The sequence below is a fragment of the Brevibacterium album DSM 18261 genome, from assembly GCF_000426445.1.
GTDB lineage: Bacteria > Actinomycetota > Actinomycetes > Actinomycetales > Brevibacteriaceae > Brevibacterium > Brevibacterium album.
The window spans coordinates 670,928-695,126 of record NZ_AUFJ01000009.1 but is presented as its reverse complement, the minus strand read 5'-3'; the positions used below and the strand labels follow the sequence as shown (position 1 = coordinate 695,126).

General features: G+C 70.6%; 23 protein-coding genes. 16 read left to right on the top strand and 7 right to left on the bottom strand.

The genetic code is table 11. The annotated features are described in order from the left end of the window. Positions 1-84 precede the first annotated feature (84 nt). The 4 genes from K318_RS0103205 (at position 85) to K318_RS0103190 (ending at position 4,615) form a co-directional block, all read left to right on the top strand. The gene (locus tag K318_RS0103205) at positions 85-996 is read left to right on the top strand and encodes a CoA transferase subunit A (RefSeq protein WP_035280223.1); all 912 of its coding nucleotides are present in this window, start codon (positions 85-87) and stop codon (positions 994-996) included. After that, complete coding sequence (locus tag K318_RS0103200; RefSeq protein WP_245579742.1) at positions 993-1,823, top strand: CoA-transferase subunit beta; 831 nt, start codon at positions 993-995, stop codon at positions 1,821-1,823. Before K318_RS0103205 ends, K318_RS0103200 begins: the two co-directional genes overlap by 4 nt. Positions 1,824-1,940: 117 nt before the next feature. Further along, the gene (locus tag K318_RS0103195; protein WP_035280221.1) at positions 1,941-3,137 is read left to right on the top strand and encodes a CaiB/BaiF CoA transferase family protein; all 1,197 of its coding nucleotides are present in this window, start codon (positions 1,941-1,943) and stop codon (positions 3,135-3,137) included. Beyond that, positions 3,134-4,615 (top strand): MFS transporter, encoded by a 1,482-nt coding sequence (locus K318_RS0103190; RefSeq protein ID WP_084499555.1) that lies wholly within the window; start codon positions 3,134-3,136, stop codon positions 4,613-4,615. Before K318_RS0103195 ends, K318_RS0103190 begins: the two co-directional genes overlap by 4 nt. A 24-nt stretch (positions 4,616-4,639) precedes the next feature. Here the strand turns inward: K318_RS0103190 and K318_RS0103185 are convergent, their stop codons facing one another. Both K318_RS0103185 and K318_RS0103180 read right to left on the bottom strand, forming a co-directional pair. Then, the gene (locus tag K318_RS0103185; RefSeq protein ID WP_029088404.1) at positions 4,640-5,266 is read right to left on the bottom strand and encodes a hypothetical protein; all 627 of its coding nucleotides are present in this window, start codon (positions 5,264-5,266) and stop codon (positions 4,640-4,642) included. 100 nt (positions 5,267-5,366) lie between these two features. Beyond that, positions 5,367-6,122: an SDR family oxidoreductase gene (locus tag K318_RS0103180; protein WP_029088403.1), complete on the bottom strand. Its 756-nt coding sequence runs from the start codon at positions 6,120-6,122 to the stop codon at positions 5,367-5,369. 276 nt (positions 6,123-6,398) lie between these two features. Here K318_RS0103180 and K318_RS19040 point away from each other — a divergent pair, with 276 nt between their 5' ends. Beyond that, on the top strand, positions 6,399-6,995 hold the full coding sequence (locus tag K318_RS19040) for an SRPBCC domain-containing protein (protein WP_051297411.1): 597 nt from the start codon (positions 6,399-6,401) through the stop codon (positions 6,993-6,995). Positions 6,996-7,060: 65 nt separating this feature from the next. On the opposite strand, the gene K318_RS0103170 is transcribed toward K318_RS19040, so the two are convergent. Beyond that, positions 7,061-7,759 (bottom strand): SDR family oxidoreductase, encoded by a 699-nt coding sequence (locus K318_RS0103170; protein WP_029088402.1) that lies wholly within the window; start codon positions 7,757-7,759, stop codon positions 7,061-7,063. A 338-nt stretch (positions 7,760-8,097) separates the two neighbouring features. Between K318_RS0103170 and K318_RS0103165 the strand changes: the two genes are divergently transcribed. From K318_RS0103165 to K318_RS0103145, 5 genes are read left to right on the top strand one after another with little or no spacing between them, the layout of a single operon-like run. Continuing rightward, positions 8,098-8,859, top strand: a complete 762-nt coding sequence (locus tag K318_RS0103165) for an alpha/beta fold hydrolase (RefSeq protein WP_029088401.1) — start codon at positions 8,098-8,100, stop codon at positions 8,857-8,859. Continuing rightward, positions 8,856-10,352, top strand: a complete 1,497-nt coding sequence (locus tag K318_RS0103160; protein ID WP_051297409.1) for a flavin-containing monooxygenase — start codon at positions 8,856-8,858, stop codon at positions 10,350-10,352. Before K318_RS0103165 ends, K318_RS0103160 begins: the two co-directional genes overlap by 4 nt. A 60-nt stretch (positions 10,353-10,412) precedes the next feature. Beyond that, a complete protein-coding gene (locus K318_RS0103155) occupies positions 10,413-11,399 on the top strand; it encodes a tripartite tricarboxylate transporter substrate binding protein (protein ID WP_029088399.1) in 987 nt (328 codons plus the stop codon). 47 nt (positions 11,400-11,446) lie between these two features. Beyond that, positions 11,447-11,911, top strand: a complete 465-nt coding sequence (locus K318_RS0103150; protein WP_029088398.1) for a tripartite tricarboxylate transporter TctB family protein — start codon at positions 11,447-11,449, stop codon at positions 11,909-11,911. Between the two features lie 60 nt (positions 11,912-11,971). Continuing rightward, a complete protein-coding gene (locus K318_RS0103145; protein WP_029088397.1) occupies positions 11,972-13,483 on the top strand; it encodes a tripartite tricarboxylate transporter permease in 1,512 nt (503 codons plus the stop codon). A 72-nt stretch (positions 13,484-13,555) separates the two neighbouring features. Here the strand turns inward: K318_RS0103145 and K318_RS23405 are convergent, their stop codons facing one another. Next, entirely contained in the window at positions 13,556-14,185 is a 630-nt protein-coding gene (locus K318_RS23405) for a TetR/AcrR family transcriptional regulator (protein WP_029088396.1), read from the bottom strand. A 317-nt stretch (positions 14,186-14,502) separates the two neighbouring features. On the opposite strand from K318_RS23405, the gene K318_RS0103135 reads away from it, so the two are divergent. The 3 genes from K318_RS0103135 to pheA all read left to right on the top strand — a co-directional run bounded on the left by K318_RS0103135 (position 14,503) and on the right by pheA (position 17,259). Continuing rightward, on the top strand, positions 14,503-15,387 hold the full coding sequence (locus K318_RS0103135) for a DUF5926 family protein (protein WP_029088395.1): 885 nt from the start codon (positions 14,503-14,505) through the stop codon (positions 15,385-15,387). Position 15,388: 1 nt separating this feature from the next. Then, positions 15,389-16,174: a glycosyltransferase family 2 protein gene (locus tag K318_RS19030; RefSeq protein WP_051297407.1), complete on the top strand. Its 786-nt coding sequence runs from the start codon at positions 15,389-15,391 to the stop codon at positions 16,172-16,174. Positions 16,175-16,263: 89 nt separating this feature from the next. Continuing rightward, positions 16,264-17,259 carry a prephenate dehydratase gene (gene pheA, locus K318_RS0103125; protein WP_029088394.1) on the top strand — a complete coding sequence of 332 codons (996 nt, stop codon included), beginning with the start codon at positions 16,264-16,266 and terminating at the stop codon, positions 17,257-17,259. 114 nt (positions 17,260-17,373) lie between these two features. On the opposite strand, the gene K318_RS23400 is transcribed toward pheA, so the two are convergent. Both K318_RS23400 and K318_RS0103115 read right to left on the bottom strand, forming a co-directional pair. After that, complete coding sequence (locus K318_RS23400; RefSeq protein WP_051297405.1) at positions 17,374-18,375, bottom strand: NAD-dependent epimerase/dehydratase family protein; 1,002 nt, start codon at positions 18,373-18,375, stop codon at positions 17,374-17,376. Beyond that, positions 18,372-19,151: an enoyl-CoA hydratase gene (locus tag K318_RS0103115; RefSeq protein ID WP_029088393.1), complete on the bottom strand. Its 780-nt coding sequence runs from the start codon at positions 19,149-19,151 to the stop codon at positions 18,372-18,374. The genes K318_RS23400 and K318_RS0103115 overlap by 4 nt, the downstream gene beginning before the upstream one ends. 378 nt (positions 19,152-19,529) lie before the next feature. On the opposite strand from K318_RS0103115, the gene K318_RS0103110 reads away from it, so the two are divergent. The 3 genes from K318_RS0103110 (at position 19,530) to K318_RS23395 (ending at position 22,463) form a co-directional block, all read left to right on the top strand. Further along, the gene (locus tag K318_RS0103110; protein ID WP_029088392.1) at positions 19,530-20,024 is read left to right on the top strand and encodes a hypothetical protein; all 495 of its coding nucleotides are present in this window, start codon (positions 19,530-19,532) and stop codon (positions 20,022-20,024) included. 105 nt (positions 20,025-20,129) lie between these two features. Then, complete coding sequence (locus K318_RS0103105) at positions 20,130-21,062, top strand: TlpA family protein disulfide reductase (protein ID WP_029088391.1); 933 nt, start codon at positions 20,130-20,132, stop codon at positions 21,060-21,062. Between the two features lie 126 nt (positions 21,063-21,188). Then, complete coding sequence (locus K318_RS23395) at positions 21,189-22,463, top strand: ATP-binding protein (protein ID WP_156913748.1); 1,275 nt, start codon at positions 21,189-21,191, stop codon at positions 22,461-22,463. 158 nt (positions 22,464-22,621) lie between these two features. On the opposite strand, the gene K318_RS0103095 is transcribed toward K318_RS23395, so the two are convergent. Further along, positions 22,622-24,028, bottom strand: coding sequence for a sugar transferase (locus K318_RS0103095; RefSeq protein ID WP_051297401.1), 1,407 nt, complete (start codon positions 24,026-24,028; stop codon positions 22,622-22,624). Positions 24,029-24,199 lie beyond the last annotated feature (171 nt).

The window sequence follows — 24,199 nt, the reverse complement described above, 5'->3', positions numbered from 1 at the left end:
GATTCTCTCCGCTCGTTGTCATAATCTGAGCAGGTCCGGGTGAGGACGACGGAGTCGCGAGAGAGGAAGCTGCCGGTGAAAGCGATGGAGCTCGATGAGGCGATCGCCTCGTTCGTCCATGACGGGGACACCGTCGCACTCGAGGGATTCTCTCACCTCATCCCCTTCGCCGCAGGCCACGAGATCATCCGGCAGGGGAGGAGACACCTCACCTTCTGCCGCATGACGCCCGATCTCATCGCGGACATGCTCATCGCCGCGGACTGCGTGGACCGTCTCGTGTGCTCCTTCTTCGCCTCGGGCTCCGCCGGCAGCCTCCATGAGATCCGGCGCCGGCTGGAGCGACGCGAGCCGAGGCCGCTGGCCGTCGAGGAGTATTCGCACCACGCGATGGTCCTCCGCTACCACGCCGGAGCCTCCCGCCTGCCCTTCATGCCCATCCGCTCCTTCGCCGGTTCCGAGATCCCGGGCATCAACCCGGACATCCGCGAGGTCGAGAACCCCTACGGGGAGGGCACCGTCTATGTGGTGCCGCCGCTCAACCCGGATGTCACCGTCATCCATGCCCAGCGGGCGGACGCGCGCGGCAACGCGCAGATCTGGGGCATCACGGGCGTGCAGCAGGAGGCGGTCTACGCCGCGAAGCGCGTCATCGTCACGGTCGAGGAGATCGTGGACGACGAGGTCATCCGCGCCGATCCCAACCGCACCCTCATCCCCGCCCACGCCGTGGACGCGGTCTGCGTGGTCCCGCGCGGGGCGCACCCCTCCTATGTGCAGGGCACCTACGACCGGGACAACGCCTTCTACCGGATGTGGCCCCCGCTGGCCAAGGACCCCGCCGCGCTGCGGGAATGGCTCGACACGCACGTGCGGGGCACCGCCTCGCACGCGGAGTACCTGGAGCGGATCGGCGAGGAGCACCTGCGCTCCCTGGAGGTGGCCTCGCGCCCCTCGGGAGCGGTGGACTACGGGAGAAGGAGGGCGCAGGCATGAGCGCCGCGCACATGACAGGAGCGCCCGCGGGCACGGCAGCGGCGGAGAGCGCCGCGGTGGCCGAGGACTACACGCAGACCGAGCTGATCGTCTGCGCGGCGGCCGAGCTGCTGGCGGGCAAGCGGACCGTGTTCGCAGGCATCGGCCTGCCCACGCTGGCGGTGGACCTCGCGCACCGGACCCTCAACCGCGACATCGAGCTCATCTACGAGTCGGGTGTGGCCGGTGCGCATCCGGAGGCCATGGCCGAGGGCATCGCGGACTCGGTCGTGGTGTCCGGTGCGGAGTCCGTGGTGAGCATGCAGGCGCTGTTCGGCTATGTGCTGCAGGGCGGCAATGTGGACGTCGGCTTCCTGGGGGCTGCGCAGATCGACCGGCACGGCTCGCTCAACACCTCCGTGATCGGCGACTGGGAGCAGCCGGCGGTGCGCCTGCCCGGTTCCGGCGGCGCGACCGACATCATGGCCAACGCCGGCGAGGTGTTCGTCATCATCCGCCGCCACGACCACGCCTCCTTCCCCGCGGAGCTCGACTTCGTCACCTCGCCCTCGCCGGTGGCCGCCCGCGCGAGCGGCCGCGGCATCATGCCGCAGGGTCACGGCGTGAGCACCGTCATCACGCCGCTGGGCGTGCTGCGCCGGGAGGACAGGTTCGGCGAGCTCGTGCTCACGCACACGCACCCCGGGGTGACGGTGGAGCAGGTGCGCGAGGCGACGGGCTGGGAGCTCGCGGTCGCGGACGAGGTGGCGGTCACCGCGGAGCCCACCGTGGAGCAGGTGCGCCTGCTGCGCGAGGAGATCGACACGGTGCGCCTGTACCTGCGGTGACCCCGGGCTGCCCCGCCTCCGGGAGGTTTCTACGGTGGGGGCACCGTGCAGCATGCCCGTACGGTAGAAACCTCCCGGAGGGCAAGAAGAACCAGAACTGAAGAGGAGAGGCAGAGGATGAGCGCGGAGAGCGGCCGGCGGCCGGAGGTGCAGGAGCTGTTCGAGCGCACGGGCGCGGGGCCGCTGGCGGGACTTGTCGTCGCGGACTTCTCGCGCGTCCTCGCCGGGCCGTACGCGACGATGATGCTCGCGGACCTCGGCGCCACCGTCATCAAGGTGGAGGGTCCCGGCGGAGACGACACCCGGAGCTGGAAGCCGCCGGTGCGCGGCGAGGACGCGACGTACTACCTCTCCGCCAACCGCAACAAGCGCGATGTCGTCCTCGACTTCACGGTGGCCGAGGACCTCGCGCTCGCGCAGGAGCTCGCCCGCCGCGCCGATGTCCTCGTCGAGAACTTCAAGCCCGGCGGCCTCGAGAAGTTCGGGCTCGACTACGAGACGGTGAGCGAGGGCAACCCCGGTGTCGTGTACGCCTCGGTCACGGGATTCGGCGGGCACAACCCGCAGCCCGGCTACGATCTGCTCATCCAGGGGCTCTCCGGCTTCATGAGCCTCACGGGCGCCGCGGACGGTCCGCCGTTCCGCGCCGGGGTGGCGATCTTCGACGTCATCACCGGCCTGCACACCGCGATCGGCATCCTCGCAGCGCTCCAGCACCGCAAGGACACAGGCGAGGGGCAGCGGGTCGAGACCAACCTCCTGTCCTCGGCGCTGTCGGGGCTGGTCAACCAGTCCTCGGGCTATGTGGCGGCGGGGAACGTGCCCTCGCGCATGGGCAACGAGCATCCCAGCCTGTACCCGTACCAGCCCATGCCCACGGGGGAGGGCGAGCTCATCATCGCGTGCGGCAACGACCGCCAGTTCGCGATCCTCGCCGAGGCGGTGGGCCGTCCGGAGTGGCTCTCCGACGAGCGCTTCGCCGCCGCGGTGCCGCGCAACAGCCACCGCAAGGAGCTCGAGCCGCTGCTGCTGGAGGCGCTCTCCCACCGCACCGCGCAGGAGTGGTACGCCCTCCTCACCGAGCGCGGGCTGCCGTGCGCGCCCATCAACACGGTGGCGCAGGGCGTGCAGCTCGCCGAGGCGATGGGACTGGAGCCCGTCGCCGAGGTGGGCTCGGGCGACCGCGTCATCCCCACCGTGGCGAGCCCGCTGCGGCTCTCGCGGACGCCGGTCTCCTATGACCTCGCGCCCCCGCGGCTGGGCGAGGACTCGGAGCTGGTCCGCGCCTGGCTGAGGGAGGTGCCTGAGCCCTGAGCGTCACCCGCAGGCCCGGCAGGCTCGCGTATCTGGGTCTGCTGGGCACCACGACGGCCGGCACCCTGGGCGGCAACATCATCAATGCGCCCCTGGACTGGATCCGCGAGGAGTTCGCGGCGACGGACTCGCGCGTGGTGCTCGCCGTCGCCGCGTACACGATCGCGATGGCGGTGTGCGTGCCGCTGGCCGGCTGGCTGTGCGACCGCTTCGGGGCCATCCGCGTGGTGTCCGCGGGTCTTGCGCTCATGGCGCTCGCGCAGGTGCTCGCGATCTTCTCGGCGAGCCTCGAGATGCTCATCGCGCTCAGGGCCGTCCAGGGCATGGCGTGTGCGACCTATCCGCCGGGAGTGCAGCGGGTGCTCGTGGCGCTGTGGCCGGAGAAGGGCGCCTCGGCGCTGGGGGCGTGGGCGGCGGCGATCGGCGTGGGGCAGGCGCTCGGCCCGCCGGTGGGCGGGCTGGTGGCCCAGATGCTGGGCTGGCGCGGGGTGTTCGGCTTCTCCGCGCTGTTCTCCGCGCTGCTGCTGGTCATCGTGCTCACGACGGTGCCCAGGCTGCCCGGGAGGAGGGTGCCGCTGCACGTCCCAGGGATGGTGCTGCTCATGGCCGCCGTCGGCCTCCTCGTCGTCACCGTGACCCTCGTGGGACAGCGCAGCCCGTGGTCGGTGGACGCGGTGGTGGGCGGTGCGGCAGTGGTGTGCGGCGTGGTCTTCCTCGTGCTCGCGGGACGTCATCCGGAGAGTCTGGTGCCGCCCAGGCTGCTGGTGGAGAGGCGCTACGTGCGCGCCACCGCGCTCGCCGTGTCCAGCATGCTCATCCTGGGCGTCCTGCTCTCGTCCCTGCCGCTCTGGCTGGCGCAGGTGCTGGGGCTGGGGCCGGGGCCCGTGGGGCTGATCGTGTTCTCGATGGCGGCGGCGATGGCGGTCTCGGCGAAGCTCACGGGCGCCGTCCGCTCCCGGTTGGGCGGCTGGCGCACCGTGGTGGGAGCGCTGTCCACGATGCTGGGCGTCCTCGTGGCGCTGGGCCTGTGGTTGGACGAAGGCCCGGCGGGCTCCGCGCGCCGCGCTGCGGAACCGGGTGCAGCTGGTCAGCACGCGGGGGACGCGAGCGGCGGGGGAGCGTCCGGATGGGACACGGCCGCGGCGCTGCTGGCCGATCCGCGGACGGTGCAGGTCGCCGGGATCGTGCTGCTCCTCCTGCTCCTGGGGGCCGCGCTCAATGCGGGGCAGAGCCTCGCCGCCTTCTCCGTCTCGCAGTCGCGGGCGGGGGAGAACTCGCTGGCCTTCGGGCTGCACAACACCGTGCGCTTCGCGGGTCTCGCAGTGGGATTCGCCTGGACCGCGCTCCTGTACCCCCTGGGCTCGATGCTGCTGCTGAACCTGGGTGCCGTGGCCGGTGTGCTCGTCGCCCTCGTGCTGGTGGCGGCGGGCGGGCCGCTGCCGGGGGCACCCGCGCCGAGGCCAGCCTCGGACCGGTAGGGGCCGAGGGGCCTCGGGCGCGGTTCAGCCGGTCACGACGATGACGACGGCGATCGCGGCTCCCACTGCCAGGACGATGAGCCCGGTGGCCAGGAGGGAGGCGAAGGCGAAGGGGCGCGCCTGCCGCCACGGCATGAGGCGGGGGTCGAAGGAGCGCAGCTGTGCGGGGCTGAAGGGCCGGAGCAGGGAGATGAGCGGGACGCCTCGGTCCGCCATATCGTTCGCGAGCGCCCCCAGCTGACCGATGTCCCACATCTGCCCCACCAGGATGAGCAGGCGGCGCCTGGGGCCCGCGAGCACCAGGTGGTGCGTGGGCTGTGCCGCTCCCAGGCGCACATGGCCGATGGCCGCTGCCCTGCTGATCTCCTCGGCGCGGAGGCGGACGGTGCGGAACCAGCCGGTGAACGTGTACGTCCCATCGCCGAACACGATCCGCTGCCGTGCCGCCATCGCGGGGATGGCCAGGTGAGCGTAGAGGATGACGAGGACGATCACCACGGCGATCGCGCCCATCCCGAGGATGCTCCCCGCCGGGAGCCCTCCGCGAGCGCTCGAGGTGCTCGACAGCAGGCCCAGGACGCCCAGCATCCCGCCCTGGAGCGCGAGCAGCGGGACCATGAGCCAGACGAGCTGGATGTTGGTCCGGACCACCCGCCTGCGGTTGTCCTCACGGCCGACGCAGTTTCGGCACATGCGGGCGAACCCGCACGGCCCGCGCAGGCGGGCTGTACGGGTCTCCGAGAGGACTCTCTCAGGCGCCTCCGCCCAGGGTGACGCCGCCGTCGGCGACCACGAGCTCCCCGGTGATCCAGGAGGCCTCGTCGGAGAGGAGGAAGGCCGCGAGGGCCGCGATGTCCTCGGGCACGCCGAGGCGCTTGAGGGGGTACCCGGCGGCGACCTTCTCCTCCCCGGCCTCGTAGAGCTTCTCGGCGAACTTCGTCTTCACGACGGCGGGTGCGATCGCATTCACCCGGATGTCCGGGCCGAGCTCCATCGCGTACTGCTTGGTGATGTGCGTGATCATCGTCTTCGTCGCGCCGTAGAAGCCGATCATCTGGGGCTGGCGCACCGCCGCGACCGACGAGAGGTTCACGATCGAACCGCCGCGCTCCTTCATCGAGGCTTCGTAGACCTTGCGCGTCCACTGCATCGTGGAGAGGACGTTGACGTCGAACAGCTTGCGGATCGCGCGGTCATCGAGCTCCACGAGGGGGCCGTAGACGGGGTTGATGCCGGTGTTGTTCACCAGCACGTCGATGGGGCCGAAGGATTCGGTCGCCTTCGCGATCGCCTCGTCCTGGTGGGCTTCGTCATCGGCCTTGCCGGCCACCGCGAGGGCCTTCTCGGGGCCGCCGAGCTGCGCTGCCGCCTCGGCGAGCGCCTCCTCGCCGCGGGCGGTGATGACCACGCGCGCGCCCTCGTCGACGAGCCGCTGCGCGATCCCGAGGCCGATGCCCCGTGAGGCTCCGGTGACGACGGCGACCTTGCCCGTGAAGCGTTCCGACATGTGCTCTCCTTCGAGTGTGGCCGGATGCGGGGAGCTGATCCTGCGAGCCTGCGGCGGGAGCCGGCAGACGGCCGCCGGAACCTCGGCGGTCGCCCCTGCCGGACCTGCGGCATGTGCTCCCTGGACCCTCCGCTCCGCGCTCCGGCGTGCTGCTGAACGATCGTTTAGAAATCTGTCATATCGGGGCGGGCGAGTCAATGGAATTGAGATCCGTGTCAGATTCCGGAGGCCATAGGCTGGGGGCAGAGTCCGCACGCCCGCACCACAGGAGTACCCATGCCGCTGTCCGAGTCGACCGTCTCCGCCGTCACCACCGCCCTCGCCGAGGCCTCCGTCACTGCCGAGGCGCAGTCCCTGTCGCGCGGCACCACCCTCCTGCGCATGGGCGTGCCTCTCGCGGCGGATGCGCAGACGGTGTGGGAGCACCTCACGCAGCCGGAGCTGCTGACCCGGTGGTCGCCCGTCGTGCCGGACCGCCCCCTGACGACACCGGGCCCTGCGATCTCCCGTGAGACCCCGGAGGCCGAGCCCGTCGACGTCCGCGTCATCGAGGCGGAGCCGGAGCATGTCCTCCGCCACGCCTGGGGTGAGGGCGAGGTGCTGTGGGAGATCACGGCGGTGCCGCTGGATGAGGCCGCTGCCGCCGAGGTGGGGGCCGCCTCGGTCCTCACCGTCACCCAGACCTTCACCCGTGCCGCGCTCGTGCCCATGACCGCCGCGGGGTGGCACATCTGCCTCGCCGTCCTCTCGCTGCTCATGGAGGGCCGGGACGTGGAGCGCGTGGTGGGCGGGGACTCGGCGGCCGTGGGCTGGGAGGCGCTGCGCGACGCCTACGAGCGCGGCTTCGAGGAGCAGTCCGCGGCGCAGAGCTGAGCCGGGCTCCGCAGCTCGTCCCGGCGGCGCCCGGGAGCCTGGGGGGCGCTGCTTCCGGGTCTGTCTCACAGAGGTGCCAGCCCCACGGTCTTGCCGCCGCACACGTACAGCATCTGCCCTGTGACGAAGCCGGCGCGGGAGTCGAGGAAGTGGGACACCGAGTGCGCGATGTCCTCGGGGCTGCCGATCCGCCTGACGGGGATCGAGCCGATGATGCGCACGGTCCCTTCGTCGTCCGGAGGGTTTGCCGCATCGAACATCGAGGTGCGCACAGGACCCGGCCCCACCGCATTGACCGTGATGCCGTGGTCGCCGAGCTCGAGCGCCCAGGTGCGGGTCATGCCGATGAGGCCCGCTTTGGTGGCCGCATAGACTGAACGACCCTCCTTGCCCAGGGCGGCGCGGGAGGCGATGTTCACAATGCGTCCGAAGCCGCGTTCCCGCATTCCAGCGAGGGCCGCCTGCGCGGTGAGGATCGCGCACTGCAGGTTGGTGCGCACGGCCAGGTCCAGGTGCGCGGGGGTCAGCGTTCCGAGCGCGGCGACCTCGATCGAGCCGACATTGTTGACCACCCGGTGGATGGGGCCAGGGGCCAGCGCTTCGGCCAGGGCCTCCTCGGTCTCTGCGGCATCGGAGAGATCGGCTGAGATGTCTCCGTTCCGCAGGTCCACCGTCACGGGCTCATAGCCGTCCTCGCGGCAGCGGTGGGCTATCGCCGCTCCTATGCCGGCGCCGCCGCCGGTGATGAGTACGCGTTCCGTCATGTCTTCAGCTCCGTTGCTGTCCTGGTGCTCAGTGCGTGCTCTTGGCAGAGCAGACTACTTAAAGAGAAGTGCCCTATCAATAGCTACACGGATGTGTGTGGCTCCATTCGAGGTGAGGCTCTCCATGTTCTAGCAGGTCAATCGGATCCTTAGTAAAGGACTGTTGACTGTGGTGGCGCATGACGCTTATAGTGGTCATTATTAAAAGTTGATAGCCAGCTATCACAATGTCGTGATGCAGAGGTGGGATCCGGCGCTCGTGAGGATGATCAGGGGGCCGGCGCTGTGGAGGCGGTCCGGCCCGCCTGAGGCCCACTCCGGTGAGGAGACATCAGCCCATGGAAGAAGACAGCATCATCCTGGTGCCCGGCACGGAAGTGCGTGCGGAGGCCGCCTTCGCAGGACTCAAGCCTCTGCTCGAGCGGGATCATCGAGTCATCCTGTTCGACTACAGGTCGTCCCCGGGCGGGGATGCCGCGCGGCGCATGCAGGACTATCTCGAGCAGTTGGAAGACCTCATCGGGCAGCGCTCGGCACAGGGCCGTGTGCATCTGTTCGGCTACTCGCTGGGTGCCCACATCGCGCTGCGATACGCAGCAGACCATCGGGCGCGGGTGTCGACGCTCGCATTGGCCGGGGGATGGCTCCGCACCGATCAGCTGCAGCAGAGCCGCCATGAGCTCTGGCTCGAACTCTACGCCCGAGAGCCCGCGCTGGCCGGCCGGCTGTCCCACATGCTCCAGTACTCGCCGAAGTACCGAAGACACCTCGCCGAGCAGCAGACCGCATCGCAGCTGGCTCCCGCTGTGCCGGATGAGGAGACGCGCAGACGGGTCGAGGTCAATCTCGCCCTTGACAGCTCAGAGCCGGCATCGCGGGTGGAGACTCCCACCCTGCTCATCTCCGGGACAGCGGACGCGAAGGTCCCGCTCGAGGGCGCGCACGAACTCTTCGGGGCGATCGCTCCGGCCGTGTTCGTCCCGGTGGACAGCGGCCACGCGCTTCTCAGGGAGCGCCTCGGGGAGGTCTACGGTGCCTACGCCGACTTCCTGCGCGGACGCTGCAGCCCCGGAGAGCACGTCAGGACATTTCTCCCATGAAGGACGGAGGGCTGAAGATGCCGCAGGTCGCACAGGAACACGACGTCGTCATCGTCGGGGCGGGGTTCTCGGGCATCGCTCTGGCCTCGATGCTGAAGCGGAGCGGGTTCGACCGGTTCGTGCTGATCGACAGGGGTGAGGATTTCGGCGGCACCTGGCGTGACAACACCTACCCCGGGGCCGAGTGCGACATCCAGTCGCATCTGTACTCCTTCTCCTTCCGGCCCAATCCCCGCTGGACGAAGACATATGCGAGGCAGCCGGAGATCCAGGACTACCTCACGCGAGTCGCGCAGGAGGAAGGCCTCGGCCCGCACGCCGAGTTCGGCCACGACGTGGAATCAGCGCACTGGCGGGAGGGGCCGCGCCGATGGGTTCTGAAAACCAGCAGGACGACCATGTCGGCCAGGCTCGTCGTCTTCGCCACCGGCCACCTCTCGGACCCCAGGGTCCCGAACCTGCCGGGTCTGGACCGGTACAGGGGCAGGACCTTCCACTCGGCCAGATGGGATCACGAGCATAGGCTGGAGGGCAGTCGTGTCGCAGTCGTCGGCACCGGAGCCTCCGCCATCCAGGTGGTGCCGGCGATCGCTGATCGGGTCGCGTCCCTCACCGTCTTCCAGCGGAGCGCCCCGTACGTGATCCCCAGGCAGGACGTCACCTATACGGAAGCGCAGAAGCGGATGTTCGAGCGCGTGCCGGAGGCTGCCCAGGGCTTTCGCGACTTCCTGTTCTGGTCCAATGAATCGCGCTTTCCGCAGCGCATGATGGTGCCCGAGTTCCTCCGGGAGATCTCGGAAACCGCCGCCGCCCACCGGATCGCCCAGGTGGAAGACGCTGCGCTGCTGGAGAAGGTCACTCCCGACTACACCATCGGCTGCAAGCGCATCCTCCTCTCCAATGACTGGTACCCCGCGCTGCAGAAGCCCGGCGTCGAGCTCGTCACCCGGGCCGTGAGCGGATTCGGTGAGAACACGGTGATCGACGCCTCCGGCCGGGAGCATGAGGTCGACTGCGTGATCTTCTGCTCGGGATTCGAGGCGGCCGAGCTCCCGGTGGCCAAGCGGATCCACGGGGAGGGCGGCACTCGTCTGGACCGGGCCTGGAGCAGCGGCAGCGAAGCCTTCGGCGGGATCTCCGTCGCGGGCTTCCCGAATCTCTTCTTCATGAACGGGCCGCATGTGGGTCTGGGTGCCGGTTCCATCATCTTCATGATCGAGACCCAGGCCGCCTACGTCGCTGATGCGATCCGTGCGATCGACGCGCGCGGGATCGAGAGGGTGGAGGTCCGATCCGACCGGCAGGAGGCCTTCCTGGACCTCATCGGCCGCCGTGCACGCGACACCGTCTGGACGTCCGGCGGCTGCGATTCGTGGTATCTGGATCCGCGCAGCGGCAGGCTGACCACGATCTGGCCGGACATGATGAACCGCTACCGCTCCGACTTCGGCAGGTTCGACGCCGATGACTACGTCCTCGGTCGAGCGCGCTGACCATGAGATCCGGCAGCTGAGACAGGGCCACACCATTCGAGCCGACAAAGGAGTTTGGCCATGCAGTGGAAGAAGGAAGAAGCGGTGCGTCTGGGGGCGGTGCTCTCCGCAGCGGCTCTGGCCGTCTCGGCCTGCACGCCGGGGGCCGCGCCCGAGGACTATCCGAGCGGTCCCATAGAGATCGTCGTCCCGTGGGCGGCAGGAGGGTCCAGCGATGTCCTGGTGCGGGCCTTCGCGGCACCCCTGGAGGAGGCCCTCGGAGAATCCGTGCTCGTGGTGAACAGGCCCGGTGGAGGTTCCGCCGTGGGTGCAGCTGAAGCAGCCACTGCGGACGCCGACGGCTACACGCTCCTGCACTCCACGGCCTCGACGTTCATCACCGTGCCGCTGAGGCAGGAGGTCAGCTACGCCGCCGAGGACTTCCGTTCGGTCATCAGCCTGGGCGATCAGCCGATCGTCCTGGTCGCGGACGCCGACACCGGTTGGGAGTCGCTGGAAGACGTGACTTTCGATGGGACTGCCACCATCGCGACCACGTCAGTGGGCAATGTCCTCCACCTGGTCGCCTCCAACTTCGTGGACGAGGCCGGTGGAGCCAGCGACTACCTGCCGTTCGACGGTTCCAATGAGACCACCCTGGCCGTCGCCAACGGGGATGCCGACTTCGCCGGAGTGGAGGCGAACATCGCGCTTCCCCAGATCGAGGCCGGGGAGGTCGTGCCGCTGGCGGTGGCCACGACTGAGCGGCTCGACGAGCTGCCGGAGGTGCCGACCTTCGAAGAACAGGGCTTCGAACGCTCCCACGGTCGGTACTCGCGTGTGGCGCTCTCCGTCCCGGCTGAGACCCCGGACGAGGTCGTCGCGGCGATCGCGCAGGCAGGCGAGCAGGCTCGGGAAGCCGAGTCCTGGCGTGAGTACGCGCAGAGCACGCTGCTGCAGGAGCCGCAGTACCTCGGTGAGGACTTCCTGCTCCAGTACGTGCCCGATGACATGGAGTGGACTCGCGAGTCGTTCGGCCCGGCGGGCGTGGCGGAGGGTGCGGGATGACGGTGCCGGGCTCGGAACGGTCCTCCGCACGAGGCGCGCGAGGAGACGTGGCGTCCACGCGCCGAGAGCGGTCACTCCGGGGGACGGCGCCGCACATCGCCGTGGCCGCGGTGATCGGCGTGGGCTTCGCGACGTGCCTGAGCGCCGCGCTCGCGCTCGAAGTCGGAGAGCTGGCCTCGCCGGGACCCGGTTGGTGGCCTGCTGTCTCAGCAGCGGTCGGCTGCGCCCTGAGCGCGCTCCTGATCGCGGGCCTGTTCGCCGGTGTGCAGGAGGCCCCGGAGAACCCGCTGGGCGATGTCCGGTGGCTGCGCGTGGCGATCTTCGTGCTGGCGGTGATCGCATTCCTCGTCCTCTACCCGTTCGTGGGGTTCCTCCCGGCCGGCGTCCCCCTGGCCCTCATCCTGCTGAGGTTCGCCTCCGGGGTCTCCTGGCTGAGTTCGGCGATCCTCGCCGTCACCGTGCCGGCGGCGCTGTACGTCCTGTTCTCCGGATATCTCAGGGTGCCGCTGTGAAGACAGGTCCCGGTGCCCGCCCCGAGGTCCCGATCCACCGCGGTATGTGAAGGAGATGGCATGGAGATCTTCGAGGGAATCGCCACCGGCTTCGACGTTGCGCTGAGCCCCGTCAACCTGCTCTACGTCACAGTGGGGGTGCTGCTGGGCACGGTGTTCGGCCTGCTTCCCGGCATCGGGCCGACAGCTGCGGTGGCTCTGCTCCTTCCGCTCACCTTCACCCTCGATGCGGCCACCGCCGTCATCATGCTCGCCGGCATCTACTACGGCAGCATGTACGGCGGTCGCATCCCGGCGATCCTCATGCGGCTTCCCGGTGACGCCTCCTCGGTGATCACGACGCTGGACGGCTATCCGCTCACACAGCAGGGCAGGGCGGGCTCGGCGCTCGGCATCACAGCGATCGGATCGTTCCTGGGCGGCACCGTGGCCATCATCGGTCTGACCGTGTTCGCTCCGCTCCTGGCCAGCGGAGCCCGGATCTTCGCTGCGCCGGAGCTCTTCCTCCTCATGCTCTTCGGCCTCATGATGATCGTGCTCATCGGCTCGGGCTCAGTGGTCAAGAGCCTCATCATGGCAGTCGCGGGGTTCGTCATCGCCGCCGTCGGGATGGACCCCATCGACGGCACGGAGAGGCTCACCTTCGGCAGCCTCGAGCTGTCGGCCGGCATCGGGATCGTGCCCCTCGCCATCGGCCTGTTCGGCATCGGCGAAGTCCTCAACACCATCGCCTCGCGGAACTCCGGGGACGTCCAGCTCGCCAAGGTGTCGAACGTGATGCCCACCTGGGCGGATTGGCTGACCTCCCGGGCGGCCATTGCGCGCGCCTCGGTCATCGGCTTCGTCCTGGGCATCCTGCCGGGCGGGGGCGGCACGGTCTCCTCGGTGCTGGCCTACGGTGCGGAGAAGAGGTTCTCCAGGAACCCGGAGAAGTTCGGCAGGGGAGCCATCGACGGTCTGGCCGCGACGGAGACTGCGGACAATGCGTCATCGAACTCCGCGTTCATCCCGCTCCTCACTCTCGGCGTGCCGCCCAATCCGGTGCTTGCGCTGATCTTCGGCGCGCTTCTCCTGCAGAACATCACCCCGGGTCCGCAGCTGGTGGATCAGAATCCCGATGTGTTCTACGGCGTCATCGCCTCCATGTACATCGGGAACGTCATCCTCCTGATTCTCAACCTCCCGCTGATCCGCGTCTTCGTCACCATCCTGAAGATCCCGCTCAACATGCTGGGTCCCACAGTGGTGCTGATCGCGATCTGCGGCGTGTACTCCGTCTCCAACAGCATGTTCGATGTCATGCTCATGCTCTTCTTCGGTCTCATGGGGTTCCTTCTCCGGCGCTTCGACTTCAACCTCGCACCACTCGTGCTCGGGTTCATCCTGGGGCCGATGCTCGAAGTGCAGTGGCGCCGCACGATGATCATGTCGCAGGGATCCTTCGACATCTTCGTGGAGCGGGGGGCGGCACTGGCTGTCCTGGCTGCTCTTGTGCTGACTCTGCTCTGGATCGTCGTGAGCGCGATCGTGAAGCGCCGCAGGAACGACACGGCCCGCAGCGCGGCGGTCTGAGGCATACGGGCGCGTCGGCGCGCTCGTCGGCGCTGTGCACCCGAGGAAGCCTGCGGTGCGCCGCTGCGGCGGTCACCGCAGCAGAGGGTCCAGCTGAGCGTGCAGCCGGGGGCTGACGCGTTCCCAGATCGTCCCCGGGACGTACCCGCGGGTGGGGGTCCGGTCGATCTCGTGCATGTAGATCGCGTGGCAGTTCTGTGCGACGAGTCCCGGCGGAATGCGGTCGTTGAGAAACCCCTCCGACTGACCTTCTGCGAGGATCGCCGTGGTGAGGCGGATGGACCGGTCGCCCTGGGCGATGTTCCGTCCGCGACTGACATTCTGCTTGTCGAAACCCGCGCGCAGATAGATCGAGGCATTGTCCGGATTCTGCAGGTAGAACTCACAGCGAGTGCGGTAGGCATCGAGGATCCGGTCGAGATAGTACGAGCCGGTCTTCTCGGAATCATCGCAGCCCACCGTGGTCATGGCATCCCGCTGTTCGATCTCGGAGAGCAGGGCGTCCATGCGGTCGCCGTACACCATGAACAGCAGTTCGTCCTTCGACCCGATGTACCGGAACAGTGTGGCCTCGCCGATGCCGGCCGCCTCCGCGACCTCCTTCGTGGTCACCGCGGTGATCGCCCGTTTCTCCAGAAGATGCTCCGCCGCCTGGCGAATGCGCAGGGAGCGCTCGCGCTTGGCCGCTTCACGGGCGCTCACAGGGCGGTCCCCGGATGACCGTGGGCGGAGAACCCGCAGGGCAGGAGCCTGGAACCGGGGGTGCCGGCGAAGTGTGCTGCCATCTCGTTCCCTTCTGCGACCACGCTCTCGTGGACAGGTGCCGACACGAGTGGTGCGACCCCTGCTCACCGGCGTTCGCTTCCGATTCTCACACGGAGGCCGTTTCCCTGCAGAGGCGCGGGATGCTCTCCGCACCAGAGCGAAGACGCACCCGATTTGCTCTCTGCCACGCCGATCCGCGGAGCAGAGCTGAGCCTCGACGGTCCGCACGGACTCCTCCCCGTAGACTGACCCGCATGGGTAAGAAGTCCAAGAAGTCCAGAGAAGAGATCATCGCCAAGCGCCTCGCGAAGGCGCAGGCCGGGGCCTGGGTCCCCCGTCCGTTCGAGGGCCTGCCCTTCGAGGCGGATCTCATCAGCCTCCGCGAGCTCGTCCCCGCCGCGACGGCCACCGTGAGGCTCACGCCCGAGCACGGGGGCCGGGACGTCGTCCTCGCCTCTCTCCTGCCCGCGGCATGGCAGGCGCTGCACCGGGCGGACGGTGTGATCATGGCCGGGCTCCAGGTTCCGTTCTCCTCCCCGGACCCCTCACGCGACATCGCCGCCGCGATCCTCGAGGTGGCCGCGAGCGAGCCCGGCACCTATGCCGAGGCGGACTCCCAGCCCGGTGAGGGCCCCCGCCTCCAGGACATCCTCGACCTCACCGCGCCGTTCGACATCACGGTGCACGAGACCTTCGACTACTGGCTGCCTGAGGACGAGGCGCTGCGCGACGAGGACGTCGTCGCCGCCCTCGCGCAGGCCAATGAGACCATCAGCCCCACGGAGAAGCTCGTCTCCGCGCCGGCGGCCTACTGGACCAACATGTCCGGCCGCGTGTACGTCCGCTGGGCGCAGACCCGTCCGGAGGAGGCCGTGCTCGACGGCCTCGCCCGCCTCCACGCGGCAGGCGGGAACGACCTCGGCACCGAGGGCGGCAAGTACCTGGGCTGCTTCCGTGCGCACGGGATCGTCGTGCCGGTGTGGGAGTTCCCCTCGTCCACGCAGCCCGACGACCTCGAGGAGGGCCTCGCCGCCTTCGCCGAGCGCTTCGACGCAGCCGTCGCCGCGGACGCCCCGCTCGGCTACGAGGAGCGCCGTGCGAAGGCCGGCGTCGTCTCCCGCCAGCTGACCATCCGCTGACATGAGTGCGCAGCAGAACCCCGCCGAGGCCGGCTCCGGTCGCCAGCCCGAGGCCGGCTCCGCCCCGCACTCCCTCGCCGTCGTCATCCCGGCCAAGGACGAGGCGGAGCGGATCGGGGCGACGGTCGCCTCGGCGAAGACGATCCCCGGCGCGGACCTCGTCATGGTCGTCGACGACGGCTCCTCCGATGACACCGCCGCCCGCGCCCGCGAGGCCGGGGCCCAGGTGGTCTCGCACCGGAAGAACCGGGGCAAGGCGCAGGCGATGATCACGGGCGCCAACGCTGTGCGCAACCGCGAGATCTCGCAGCTCGCGCCGGGTGAGCGGCCCCGGCACCGCGCCCTGCTGTTCATCGACGGCGACCTCGAGGACTCGGCGGTGAACACCGCCCCGCTCGCCGGCCCCGTCCTCGCCGGCACGGCCGATGCCACCATCGCGATCCTCCCGCCCCAGAAGCGGGCCGGGGGCGGCTTCGGCCTCGTCGTGGGACTGGCGAAGAAGGGCATCGAGCGGCAGTCGGGCTTCACCGCGACGCAGCCGCTGTCCGGCATGCGCTGCCTCACGCGCGAGGCCTTCGAGGCGACCCAGCCCTTCGCCGCGGGCTGGGGCGTGGAGACGGGCATGACGATCGACCTCGTGCGCGCGGGTCTGCGCGTCGAGGAGGTCGAGTGCGATCTCCACCACCGCGTCACGGGACGCGATCTCCGCGCGATCCTCCACCGCGGGGCGCAGTACCGCGATGTCGCCCGTGCCCTCCTCGTCCGCGAGCTGCGAGGGCGCTCGTGACGGCCACGCCCCCTGTCCCCGCCGCGGTCGGCGAGTCGCGATCCGCCCCGGCCGGGCGCACGGATGGAGCCCCCCGCCGCTGCGCCTACCTGGGCCCGGCCGCCACCTTCACGGAGGCCGCCCTCATCCGCATCCTCGGGCGCTGGGGGGAGCTGGAGACCGCCGAGCGGGTCCCCATGCGCTCGCCGGACCTCATGCTCGCCGCGCTCCGGGCCGGCGAGGTGGACGCCGTCGTGGTCCCCATCGAGAACTCGGTGGAGGGCGGCGTGCCCGCGACCCTCGACGCCCTGACCCGGCACGGCCGCCTGCAGATCGTCGCCGAGGCCGTCGTCCCCGTCCGCTTCGTCCTCGCCGCCCGCCCCGGCGAGGTGACCCTGGACTCGCTGCGGACCTTCGGCAGCCACCCGCACGGTGAGGCGCAGGTGCGCCGCTGGATGGCCGAGCACGCTCCTGCCGCGGAGTTCCGTCCCGCCTCCTCGACCGCCGCCGCCGCCCGCGAGCTCGCCGATGCCGCCTCCGCCGCGGCAGCGCCGTTCCAAGCGGCCGTGTGCCCGCAGCTGGCCGCGGACACCTACGGACTGGAGGTCCTGGCCGAGGACATCGGCGAGGACAGCACCGCCGTCACGCGCTTCGTCTGCGTGACCCGGCCGGGTGGGCTGCCGGAGCGCACGGCAGCAGATCGCACGACCTTCGTGGTGGGGCTCGCCAGCGACCGGGCGGGCGCACTCCTGGAGATGCTCGAGCAGCTCGCGGTGCGCGGCGTCAACATGTCGCGGATCGAGTCGCGGCCGGCGGGCAACGGCCTGGGGCTCTACCAGTTCTCGATCGACGCGAAGGGCCACATCGCCGAGGCGCGCGTGGCCGAGGCGCTGCAGGGCATCCACCGCATCGCGAAGAAGGTGCAGTTCCTGGGCTCGTACCCCGTGGACGAGGGCACCTGGGACGGTGCGGGGGCCCTCGGGGCCGCGAGTGACGGCACGGATGCCGTCGACCCCGATGCGGATCCGCGGATGACCGACGAGGCCTTCGCCGCGGCCGCCGACTGGATGGACCGGATCCGGCGGACCGGAGGCCTCCTGGGCTGAGCCGCCGCTCCCCATCGCCCAGGCGGTGCGCTGTCCGGCCCTGTCGCGAAAGCTCAGGGGACGTACGCAATTGCGCGGCCCGTCGGAGTTTTCGCGACGCGCTGCGGGCGAGGCTCAGGCGCGCGGTGCCAGCCGCTGCTCCGGATGCACCCCGAGCAGCCCGCTCAGGCGGGAGAGTGAGTAGGTGCGCTCGCGCACGTAGCCCTCGATCTGCGTGAGCGTGTGCGGCGGCCGGTTGCCCGCACGAGGCCGGCCCGCCCGTCTGGTGCGTATCCAGGCGCGGGCCTTCGCGAGATCCGCCGGTGCCTCCTCGATCGTCACGGGCGGGTGGTGCGTCCGTGCGAGATAGGTCATGAGCGCCTCGCGCAGCACGTAGGGCTCCGGGTCGGCGACGTTGATCGGTCCGCTCACCCCGGGGCGGTCGATGCCCGCGAGCGCGGCCAGGGCGACGGTGTCCGCATGCGCCAGCATGACGGAGTTCCTCGCTCCGCCGGGCAGCCGGAGGACACCCCTGCGGCGGAAGCTCTCCATGTCTGCGATGATGCCGTCGTCCGGGCCGGTGGCGGTCACGCCGGTCGGACCCTCCGTCCCCGGCGCACCTCCGGCCGCAGCCGGATCGGGGGCGAAGGGCGCGTAGATGCGGGCGGGCCGCAGGATCAGCGCGTCCGGCCGCACCCGGGTCAGCACCCTTTCGGTCTCTGCGGCGGAGCGTGCGAACGGATCGGCGTACTCGGCCTCGGGCAGCGGCCCCGCCTCCTCATGGAGGTGTGTGTGGTCGCGATCCGTTCCGTAGACGGCGGTGGTGGAGAGGTGGACGAAGCGGGCGCGGGGAAACGCGTCGAGCACCCTGCGGGTGCCGGCGGCATTGACCGCGTGGAACTCCTCAGGCTCGCCCCAGTCCCCGCTCATGCGCCCGCAGTGCACCACTGCCGTCACCCGCGAGGCGAGTGCTGCGATCTCCTCGGGCACCGGCAGCCGCAGGTCCCAGCGCATGTGCTTCGCGGGCGAGGGGGCCTGCGGCAGGTCAGCGGTGAGGACGGGTGTGCCGCGCTCGGCGAGCATGCGCGCGACGGCCGCGCCCACCGCTCCCGAGGCTCCGGTGACGAGGACCGTCATGCCCCGCGACCCCGCCAGGAGGGCTGCCGCTTGGTGAGGAATGCGTCGATGCCCTCCTGCGCATCTGCTGAGACGGCGTTGTCCGCCATCGTCCGCGACATCGCCGCATACGCCTCCTCCGTGGGCAGGGTGATCTGCCTGTAGAAGGCCTCCTTGCCGATCGCCACGGTCGCGGAGGAGGCCTCGGCGACCTTCTCCGCGAGCTCCATCGTCCGGCGGACGAGTTCATCGCCCGGCACGACATCGGACACGAGGCCGAACTCCAGCGCCTGCTGTGCGGAGAGGGGCTCGCCCGTGAGCAGCATGCGCATGGCCTGCTTGGTGGGCAGGGCGCGTGCGATGGCGACGCCCGGGGTGGAGCAGAACAGGCCGATCCGGACGCCGGGAGTGGCGAAGGCGGCGGTGTCGGCGGCCACGGTGAGGTCGCAGGTGGCCGCGAGCTGTGCGCCGGCGGCGGTCGCGAGCCCCTGGACGCGGGCGATGACCGGCTGCGGGATGCGCTGGACCGCGAGCATCAGCTCGGAGCAGAGGTCGAAGATCTCCTGCTGGCGAGCGTGGTCGGCTCCCCGGACCTCCTTGAGGTCATGGCCGGAGGAGAAGACGGGGCCGTCCGCGGCGAGGACGACGGCGTGCACATCGGTGCGCTCGCCGATCGCCGCCAGGGCATCGCGCAGCTCGGCCATGAGTGCGGTGGACAGGGCGTTGCGGGTGGCAGGCGAGGTGAGGGTGACGGTGATGACGGCGCCTGCGGTCTCGGTGCGGATGAGGTCGCTCATAGCGCCATGGTAGGCGGTCGGGAGTGCCGTGCCGGGGAGCGACGTGGCCGTGTGCGGGCGGGGCTCACGGGTGAGGTGAGGGGCGACCGGCCGCGGTGCAGGGCAGGCAGGCGGGCAGAGGGGCACCGTACTTGGAAAGAGACAGAATGCGCAGGTTGCGATCATGGAACGAGAGGAAATGGCGATAAACAGAAAAGTAACTTTCCGACCAGTAACTTTGAGAATCGTGCGTACCGGGGAGGCCGGTGGGTACGGCTGCGAGCCGGCGGCTCGCGGCGCGGCAGGGGCGGCAGTGCTGCGGTGCTGTGCGGCCTCTGTCTCGGAACTGGAGCGGAGTCCGCTCCCATACGTGAAGCAGGGAAGAGAATGAGAGAAGAGATGACTCCGGCGCTGTCGCGGCGGACCGTGGCCAAGGGCGCGGCATGGTCGGTCCCGGTGATCGGTGCCGCGGTGGCCGCTCCGCTGGCCGCGGCGTCCGTGCAGGCGCCGCTCGAGGGCATCGTGGTCGAGGGCCGCTGCGCGGGCCTGGGCCTGCTGGGCCGCCACTTCCGGGTCACGGCCTCGGCTGATCCGATCCCGGCGGGCTCCGTCCTGACCGTCCGCAAGGAGCAGGGGGTGGGCCTGAGCCTGATCGACTGGAACCTCGAGGGCTTCGGCGGTCTGCTCAGCGTATCCGTGATCGACTCCAACACCGTGGCGTACACCTTCGCGGACGACTGGTCGGGCCGGGGGACCCTCGGCTCCGCTGTGAACGTCGATCTCGCAGTGAGGCTGTACGCCACCCTCGAGCTGCCCTCCGGGTACGAGGCAGGGGAGACCTCGAAGCTCGCGGGGAGCATCCGCAACACGCTGGTCGTCTGCCGCGACGACTGAGCGGGAGCGCGGTACTGCCGGTGCGCCGATCTCGGCACGGGCATCGGCACCGGCCGCGCCGGGGCGCACCGTGCCCGGCGCGGCCGGGGAGGGGGAGGAGGGGACATGCCGGATCTCGCGAGTCCGGGCGCTGCGATCCCGGGCCTCATCGGCATGGGGGTCGTCATCGCGGTCTTCGCCGTCTCCGGCCTCGCCGGCCTCGGGCGCTCCGGGCGCCTGCTCGAGGCGATGTGCGCACTGCGCGTGCCCGTGATCCTGCGGCGGCAGTGGATCGCCCGTGCCGTGGCGCCGGCCGAGCTGGCGCTCGCCCTCTCCCTCGTCCTCACGGCGGGAGCGGCGCTCACCGCTCCCGCGCACGCGCCCTTCCTCCCTGCCCTGCTCGCCACCGGACCCGTGGGTGTGCTCGCCAGCGCACTCGCATGGGCGCTGCTCCTCTGCCTCGTGCTCGCGGTGCAGCTCGCCCTGCTCCGCCGCGGTGCGGGCGGGACGGCGCCCACCGCTGCTGCGGGAGAGCTTCCCTCCGCTGCGCTCACAGCGCATTCCGCGTCCGCTCCCCGGTCTCTCGCTGCGCGGATGGGCGACCCCATTCCCGAGGCCGAGCTCCTGCGCGCCGATTTCACCGCCGTTCCCCTCGCCCGCCTCGGCGGGAGCCGGCCCGTGCTGCTCGTCTTCCTCTCCGCCGGCTGCCCGCCCTGCCGGGAGGCCGCCGTGCTCCTGGAGGACTGGGCGCAGACCATCGCACCGGTGCAGCTGCGGGTCGCGGCGACCGCCACGCCGCAGGAGCTCGGGGACGAGCTGGCCGCGGCCGTCCCCTTCGCCCTCCACGCTGCGCAGTCCGCCCGGCGGGTCCTCGGCGTGCGGGGGACGCCCTCCGCGGTGCTCCTCGGAGGTGCGGCGCAGCCCGTGGTCGCCTCGCCCGTCGTGGAGGGCGCGGCGGACATCGGCGCGCTCGCGGAGAGCCTGCACGCAGTGCGGGGCGGTGCCTCGGGGAACGCGGGGCCCGCCGCGCCGGCCTCGGAGCGGACGCACCCGGCCTGAGTGCGCTGCATCCGGTGCGTGCATTGTCCGGGTTCGGTGCCCGCACGATAGATTTCTCCTGAACGCACAGACGCATCAGCGGTGCCCGTGGCAGTGGGCGTCCGCCGGCAGGAGGCTCCGGGCAACGTGAACCAGCAGATGAGCGGCGGGGCGAGCGCCCCTGCGGCGGGGGAGGAGCACACTCGCGGCTGGGTGCATGCGATGGGCCTTCGGGTGGAGGTGCGGGCCGCCGCCGGAGCGGAGTCGCCACGCCTCCTCTCCCGGCTGCTGGAGCCCTGGGCGGAGGCCGAGCCCGTCGGGGCGCATGCTGGGCAGGGGGCCGCCTCCGGTGCTGCGCCCGCGGTGGATCTCGGCATGCTCGCGGAGACCGCGCTGGAGGCCATCGCCTCGACGCTGAGCACCAAGGTGACGCTCGCTGCGCTCGAGACCCGCTGCGGCTCGCACCTGCTCTTCCACGCGGGCGGGATCGCCGATGACACGGGGGCGGTCGTGGCGATCATCGGCCCCTCCGGCCGGGGGAAGACCACGACGGTCCGCAGCCTCGCGCGGGAGCGCGGCTATGTGAGCGACGAGACGGTTGCGATCACGGAGAGCGGAGAGGTGCTGCCGTACCGCAAGCCGCTCTCCGTCATCACCGACGGCCATTCCCACAAGCTGCAGATCGCCCCCTCGCAGCTCGGGCTCCGCCCGCTGCCCGCTGCGCGCCTGCACATCGCCGGGCTCGTGCTCCTCGACCGTCGCGACGACGGTCGCGCGGAGCCCTCCGTCACCCAGGTTCCGCTGGCCGAGGCCCTCGTGGAGCTCGTGCAGCAGACGAGCTATCTCGCGGAGCTGCCCCACCCGCTGCGCCGCATCGCCGAGGTCGCCGAGGCCACGGGAGGCGTCCGCCGTCTGCTCGCCGGTGCTCCGGACATGCTGAGCGAGGCGATTCCGGACCTGTACGCGCCCGGGAGGTGCGGCTCCTGGAGGCAGGTGCTGCCGCTGGGGCGGGGCCGGCGCGGCGCAGCGCGCGAAGCGGCGGCCGGCGGGTGCGGGGCCGCGGCCGGGCGAGAGGACGCAGATCTGGGCGCCTCCGGGCGGTCCGCTGTGCAGACGGACGGTGCTGCGGATCGGCTGCCCTATGCGGCGGCTCCTGTGCTCGACGCGATCGAATGCGAGGACGGCACGGTCGTCTTCACCGAGGACCGGCAGGCCCAGCTGCTCTCCGGCCTCGGTCCGGTCCTGTGGGCGGGGCTGTGCGCGGGGGACGGCTGGAAGGAGCTCGAGGAGCGCGTGGTCGGCGCCCTGGGCGCGCCTCCTGGCGGGGAGGTGCGCGAGGCGCTGGCGGCGGCCTGCGAGGCTCTCGCGCAGGCCGGGGTGCTCGTCCGCACCGGCGGATCTCCCGCCGTGGAGGAGGGGTAGCGCTCCCTCACATCATCGTCGCGGCTCCGGGTGCGACCTCACCGGCGCCGAACGCGTCATCACCTTCCGAATCCGCCTTCACCGCTCCCGCCCGAGGGTGTGATGGACAAGGCGTCTGCGTGCAGCAGCGCAGTCCCCTCTCCTGCGCAGCCGGCGCCTCAGTACGCGCCGTCCTTCGCGAGCACGACCTTGACGGTGCGGATGACGATGATGATGTCCTGGAGGAAGGACCAGTTCTCCACGTAGTAGAGGTCGAGCCGGATGCTCTCCTCCCAGTCGAGGTCCGAGCGCCCGTTGATCTGCCAGAGTCCGGTGATGCCCGGAGTCACCTTGAGGCGGCGCATCGCGAGCTGGTTGTACTGCTCCACCTCGTTCGCGAGCGGCGGGCGCGGGCCCACGAGGGACATCGTGCCCAGCAGGACGTTGACGAGCTGCGGGAGCTCGTCGATGGAGTACTTGCGGATGAATGAGCCCACCCGCGTGATGCGCGGATCCTGGCGCATCTTGAAGAGCACGCCGTTGCCCGCGTCCCTGTCCTGCAGAGCGCGCAGCTCCTCCAGGAGGGCGTCCGCATCCGGACGCATCGAGCGGAACTTGAACATGGTGAACGGCATGTTGTCCCGGCCGACCCTCTGCTGCGCGTAGAAGACGGGGCCGCCGTCGTCGAGCTTGATGGCGATCGCGGTCGCGAGCAGCAGCGGTGAGATGAGGATGAGGCCCAGGGCGGAGGCCGCGATGTCGAAGCTGCGTTTCACGACGGCCTGGAAGCCGTCGAGCCGCGGTGTCGAGACGTGGATGAGCGGCAGGTCCGCGACGGGCTGGGAGTGGATGCGCGGGCCGGCGATGTCCGTGAGCGCGGGCGCGAGGACGAGGGAGACCTCCTGTGCCGCCAGCTCCCAGCTCAGCGCCCGCATGGTGCGGGGTTTGAGGCCGTGGCCGGTGATGGCCACCACCTCGGCCTCGTGCGTGCGGATGCAGTCCATGATGGCGCTGACCTCCCGATCCACCGAGAGGACCGGAACCGGGAGCTCCTCCCCGTCCGGGGAGCTGAGGCTGTACCCGGGCATGACCGCCCCGATGAGCCGGTAGCCGGCGCCCGGGGTGCGGGCGAAGCTCCGGTGGAGCTGCAGGACCTCGCCGGGACCGCCGATGATCAGGAGCCTCCTGCTCAGCTCACCGCGGCTGCGGCGGCGGGAGATGTGCCTGCGGAAGAGCCATCGCCAGACCAGGAGCAGCACGAGTCCCAGGGGTGCCGCGATGGCGACGTAGCCGCGTGCGAGTTCGATCCGCAGCGCATAGGAGACGATCGCGACTCCGCCGAACACCGCGAGCGTCGCGGCGAAGATCCGCTGGTACTCCAGGGCGCCGGCCCCGATCACGCGGATGTCCCACGCCTTCCAGACCGTGAGGGCGAGGAGCCAGAGTGCGCCGATGAGGATGCCGACGAGCCAGTATTCGACGGGAACGGCGGCGGCCAGCCGGGCGTCGGCCTCATTGAAGCGACTCGCCTGTGCGATGACGAGGGTGAGGACGATGATGAGCACGTCACCGATGAATGCCGTCATGGGCAGACGCTTCTGCCAGGCGGACGTACGGCCCAAGAAACCCCCTCGAAGGTGTCCTCGCCGGCGGTGCACTGGGCGTGAGGGCCGGGACTGCGGATCGGGTGCTGCGCACACTGGACGGCCTCGGCCGCCTGCGCCACTTCACTATAGGTAGTTCTGTAAGTCGGAGAA

Excerpts from the sequence above, each read along its gene's own strand:
- K318_RS0103115 (WP_029088393.1), bottom strand. The coding sequence starts at position 19,151 with ATGAGCGACCTCATCCGCACCGAGACCGCAGGCGCCGTCATCACCGTC.
- K318_RS0103170 (WP_029088402.1), bottom strand. The coding sequence starts at position 7,759 with ATGACGGAACGCGTACTCATCACCGGCGGCGGCGCCGGCATAGGAGCG.
- K318_RS23400 (WP_051297405.1), bottom strand. The coding sequence starts at position 18,375 with ATGACGGTCCTCGTCACCGGAGCCTCGGGAGCGGTGGGCGCGGCCGTC.
- K318_RS0103180 (WP_029088403.1), bottom strand. The coding sequence starts at position 6,122 with ATGTCGGAACGCTTCACGGGCAAGGTCGCCGTCGTCACCGGAGCCTCA.
- K318_RS0103195 (WP_035280221.1), top strand. The coding sequence starts at position 1,941 with ATGAGCGCGGAGAGCGGCCGGCGGCCGGAGGTGCAGGAGCTGTTCGAG.
- K318_RS0103095 (WP_051297401.1), bottom strand. The coding sequence starts at position 24,028 with ATGACGGCATTCATCGGTGACGTGCTCATCATCGTCCTCACCCTCGTC.
- K318_RS0103135 (WP_029088395.1), top strand. The coding sequence starts at position 14,503 with ATGGGTAAGAAGTCCAAGAAGTCCAGAGAAGAGATCATCGCCAAGCGC.
- K318_RS0103145 (WP_029088397.1), top strand. The coding sequence starts at position 11,972 with ATGGAGATCTTCGAGGGAATCGCCACCGGCTTCGACGTTGCGCTGAGC.
- K318_RS19030 (WP_051297407.1), top strand. The coding sequence starts at position 15,389 with ATGAGTGCGCAGCAGAACCCCGCCGAGGCCGGCTCCGGTCGCCAGCCC.
- K318_RS0103200 (WP_245579742.1), top strand. The coding sequence starts at position 993 with ATGAGCGCCGCGCACATGACAGGAGCGCCCGCGGGCACGGCAGCGGCG.
- K318_RS19040 (WP_051297411.1), top strand. The coding sequence starts at position 6,399 with ATGCCGCTGTCCGAGTCGACCGTCTCCGCCGTCACCACCGCCCTCGCC.
- K318_RS0103160 (WP_051297409.1), top strand. The coding sequence starts at position 8,856 with ATGAAGGACGGAGGGCTGAAGATGCCGCAGGTCGCACAGGAACACGAC.
- K318_RS0103205 (WP_035280223.1), top strand. The coding sequence starts at position 85 with ATGGAGCTCGATGAGGCGATCGCCTCGTTCGTCCATGACGGGGACACC.
- K318_RS0103165 (WP_029088401.1), top strand. The coding sequence starts at position 8,098 with ATGGAAGAAGACAGCATCATCCTGGTGCCCGGCACGGAAGTGCGTGCG.
- K318_RS0103105 (WP_029088391.1), top strand. The coding sequence starts at position 20,130 with ATGCCGGATCTCGCGAGTCCGGGCGCTGCGATCCCGGGCCTCATCGGC.
- K318_RS0103155 (WP_029088399.1), top strand. The coding sequence starts at position 10,413 with ATGCAGTGGAAGAAGGAAGAAGCGGTGCGTCTGGGGGCGGTGCTCTCC.
- K318_RS0103110 (WP_029088392.1), top strand. The coding sequence starts at position 19,530 with ATGACTCCGGCGCTGTCGCGGCGGACCGTGGCCAAGGGCGCGGCATGG.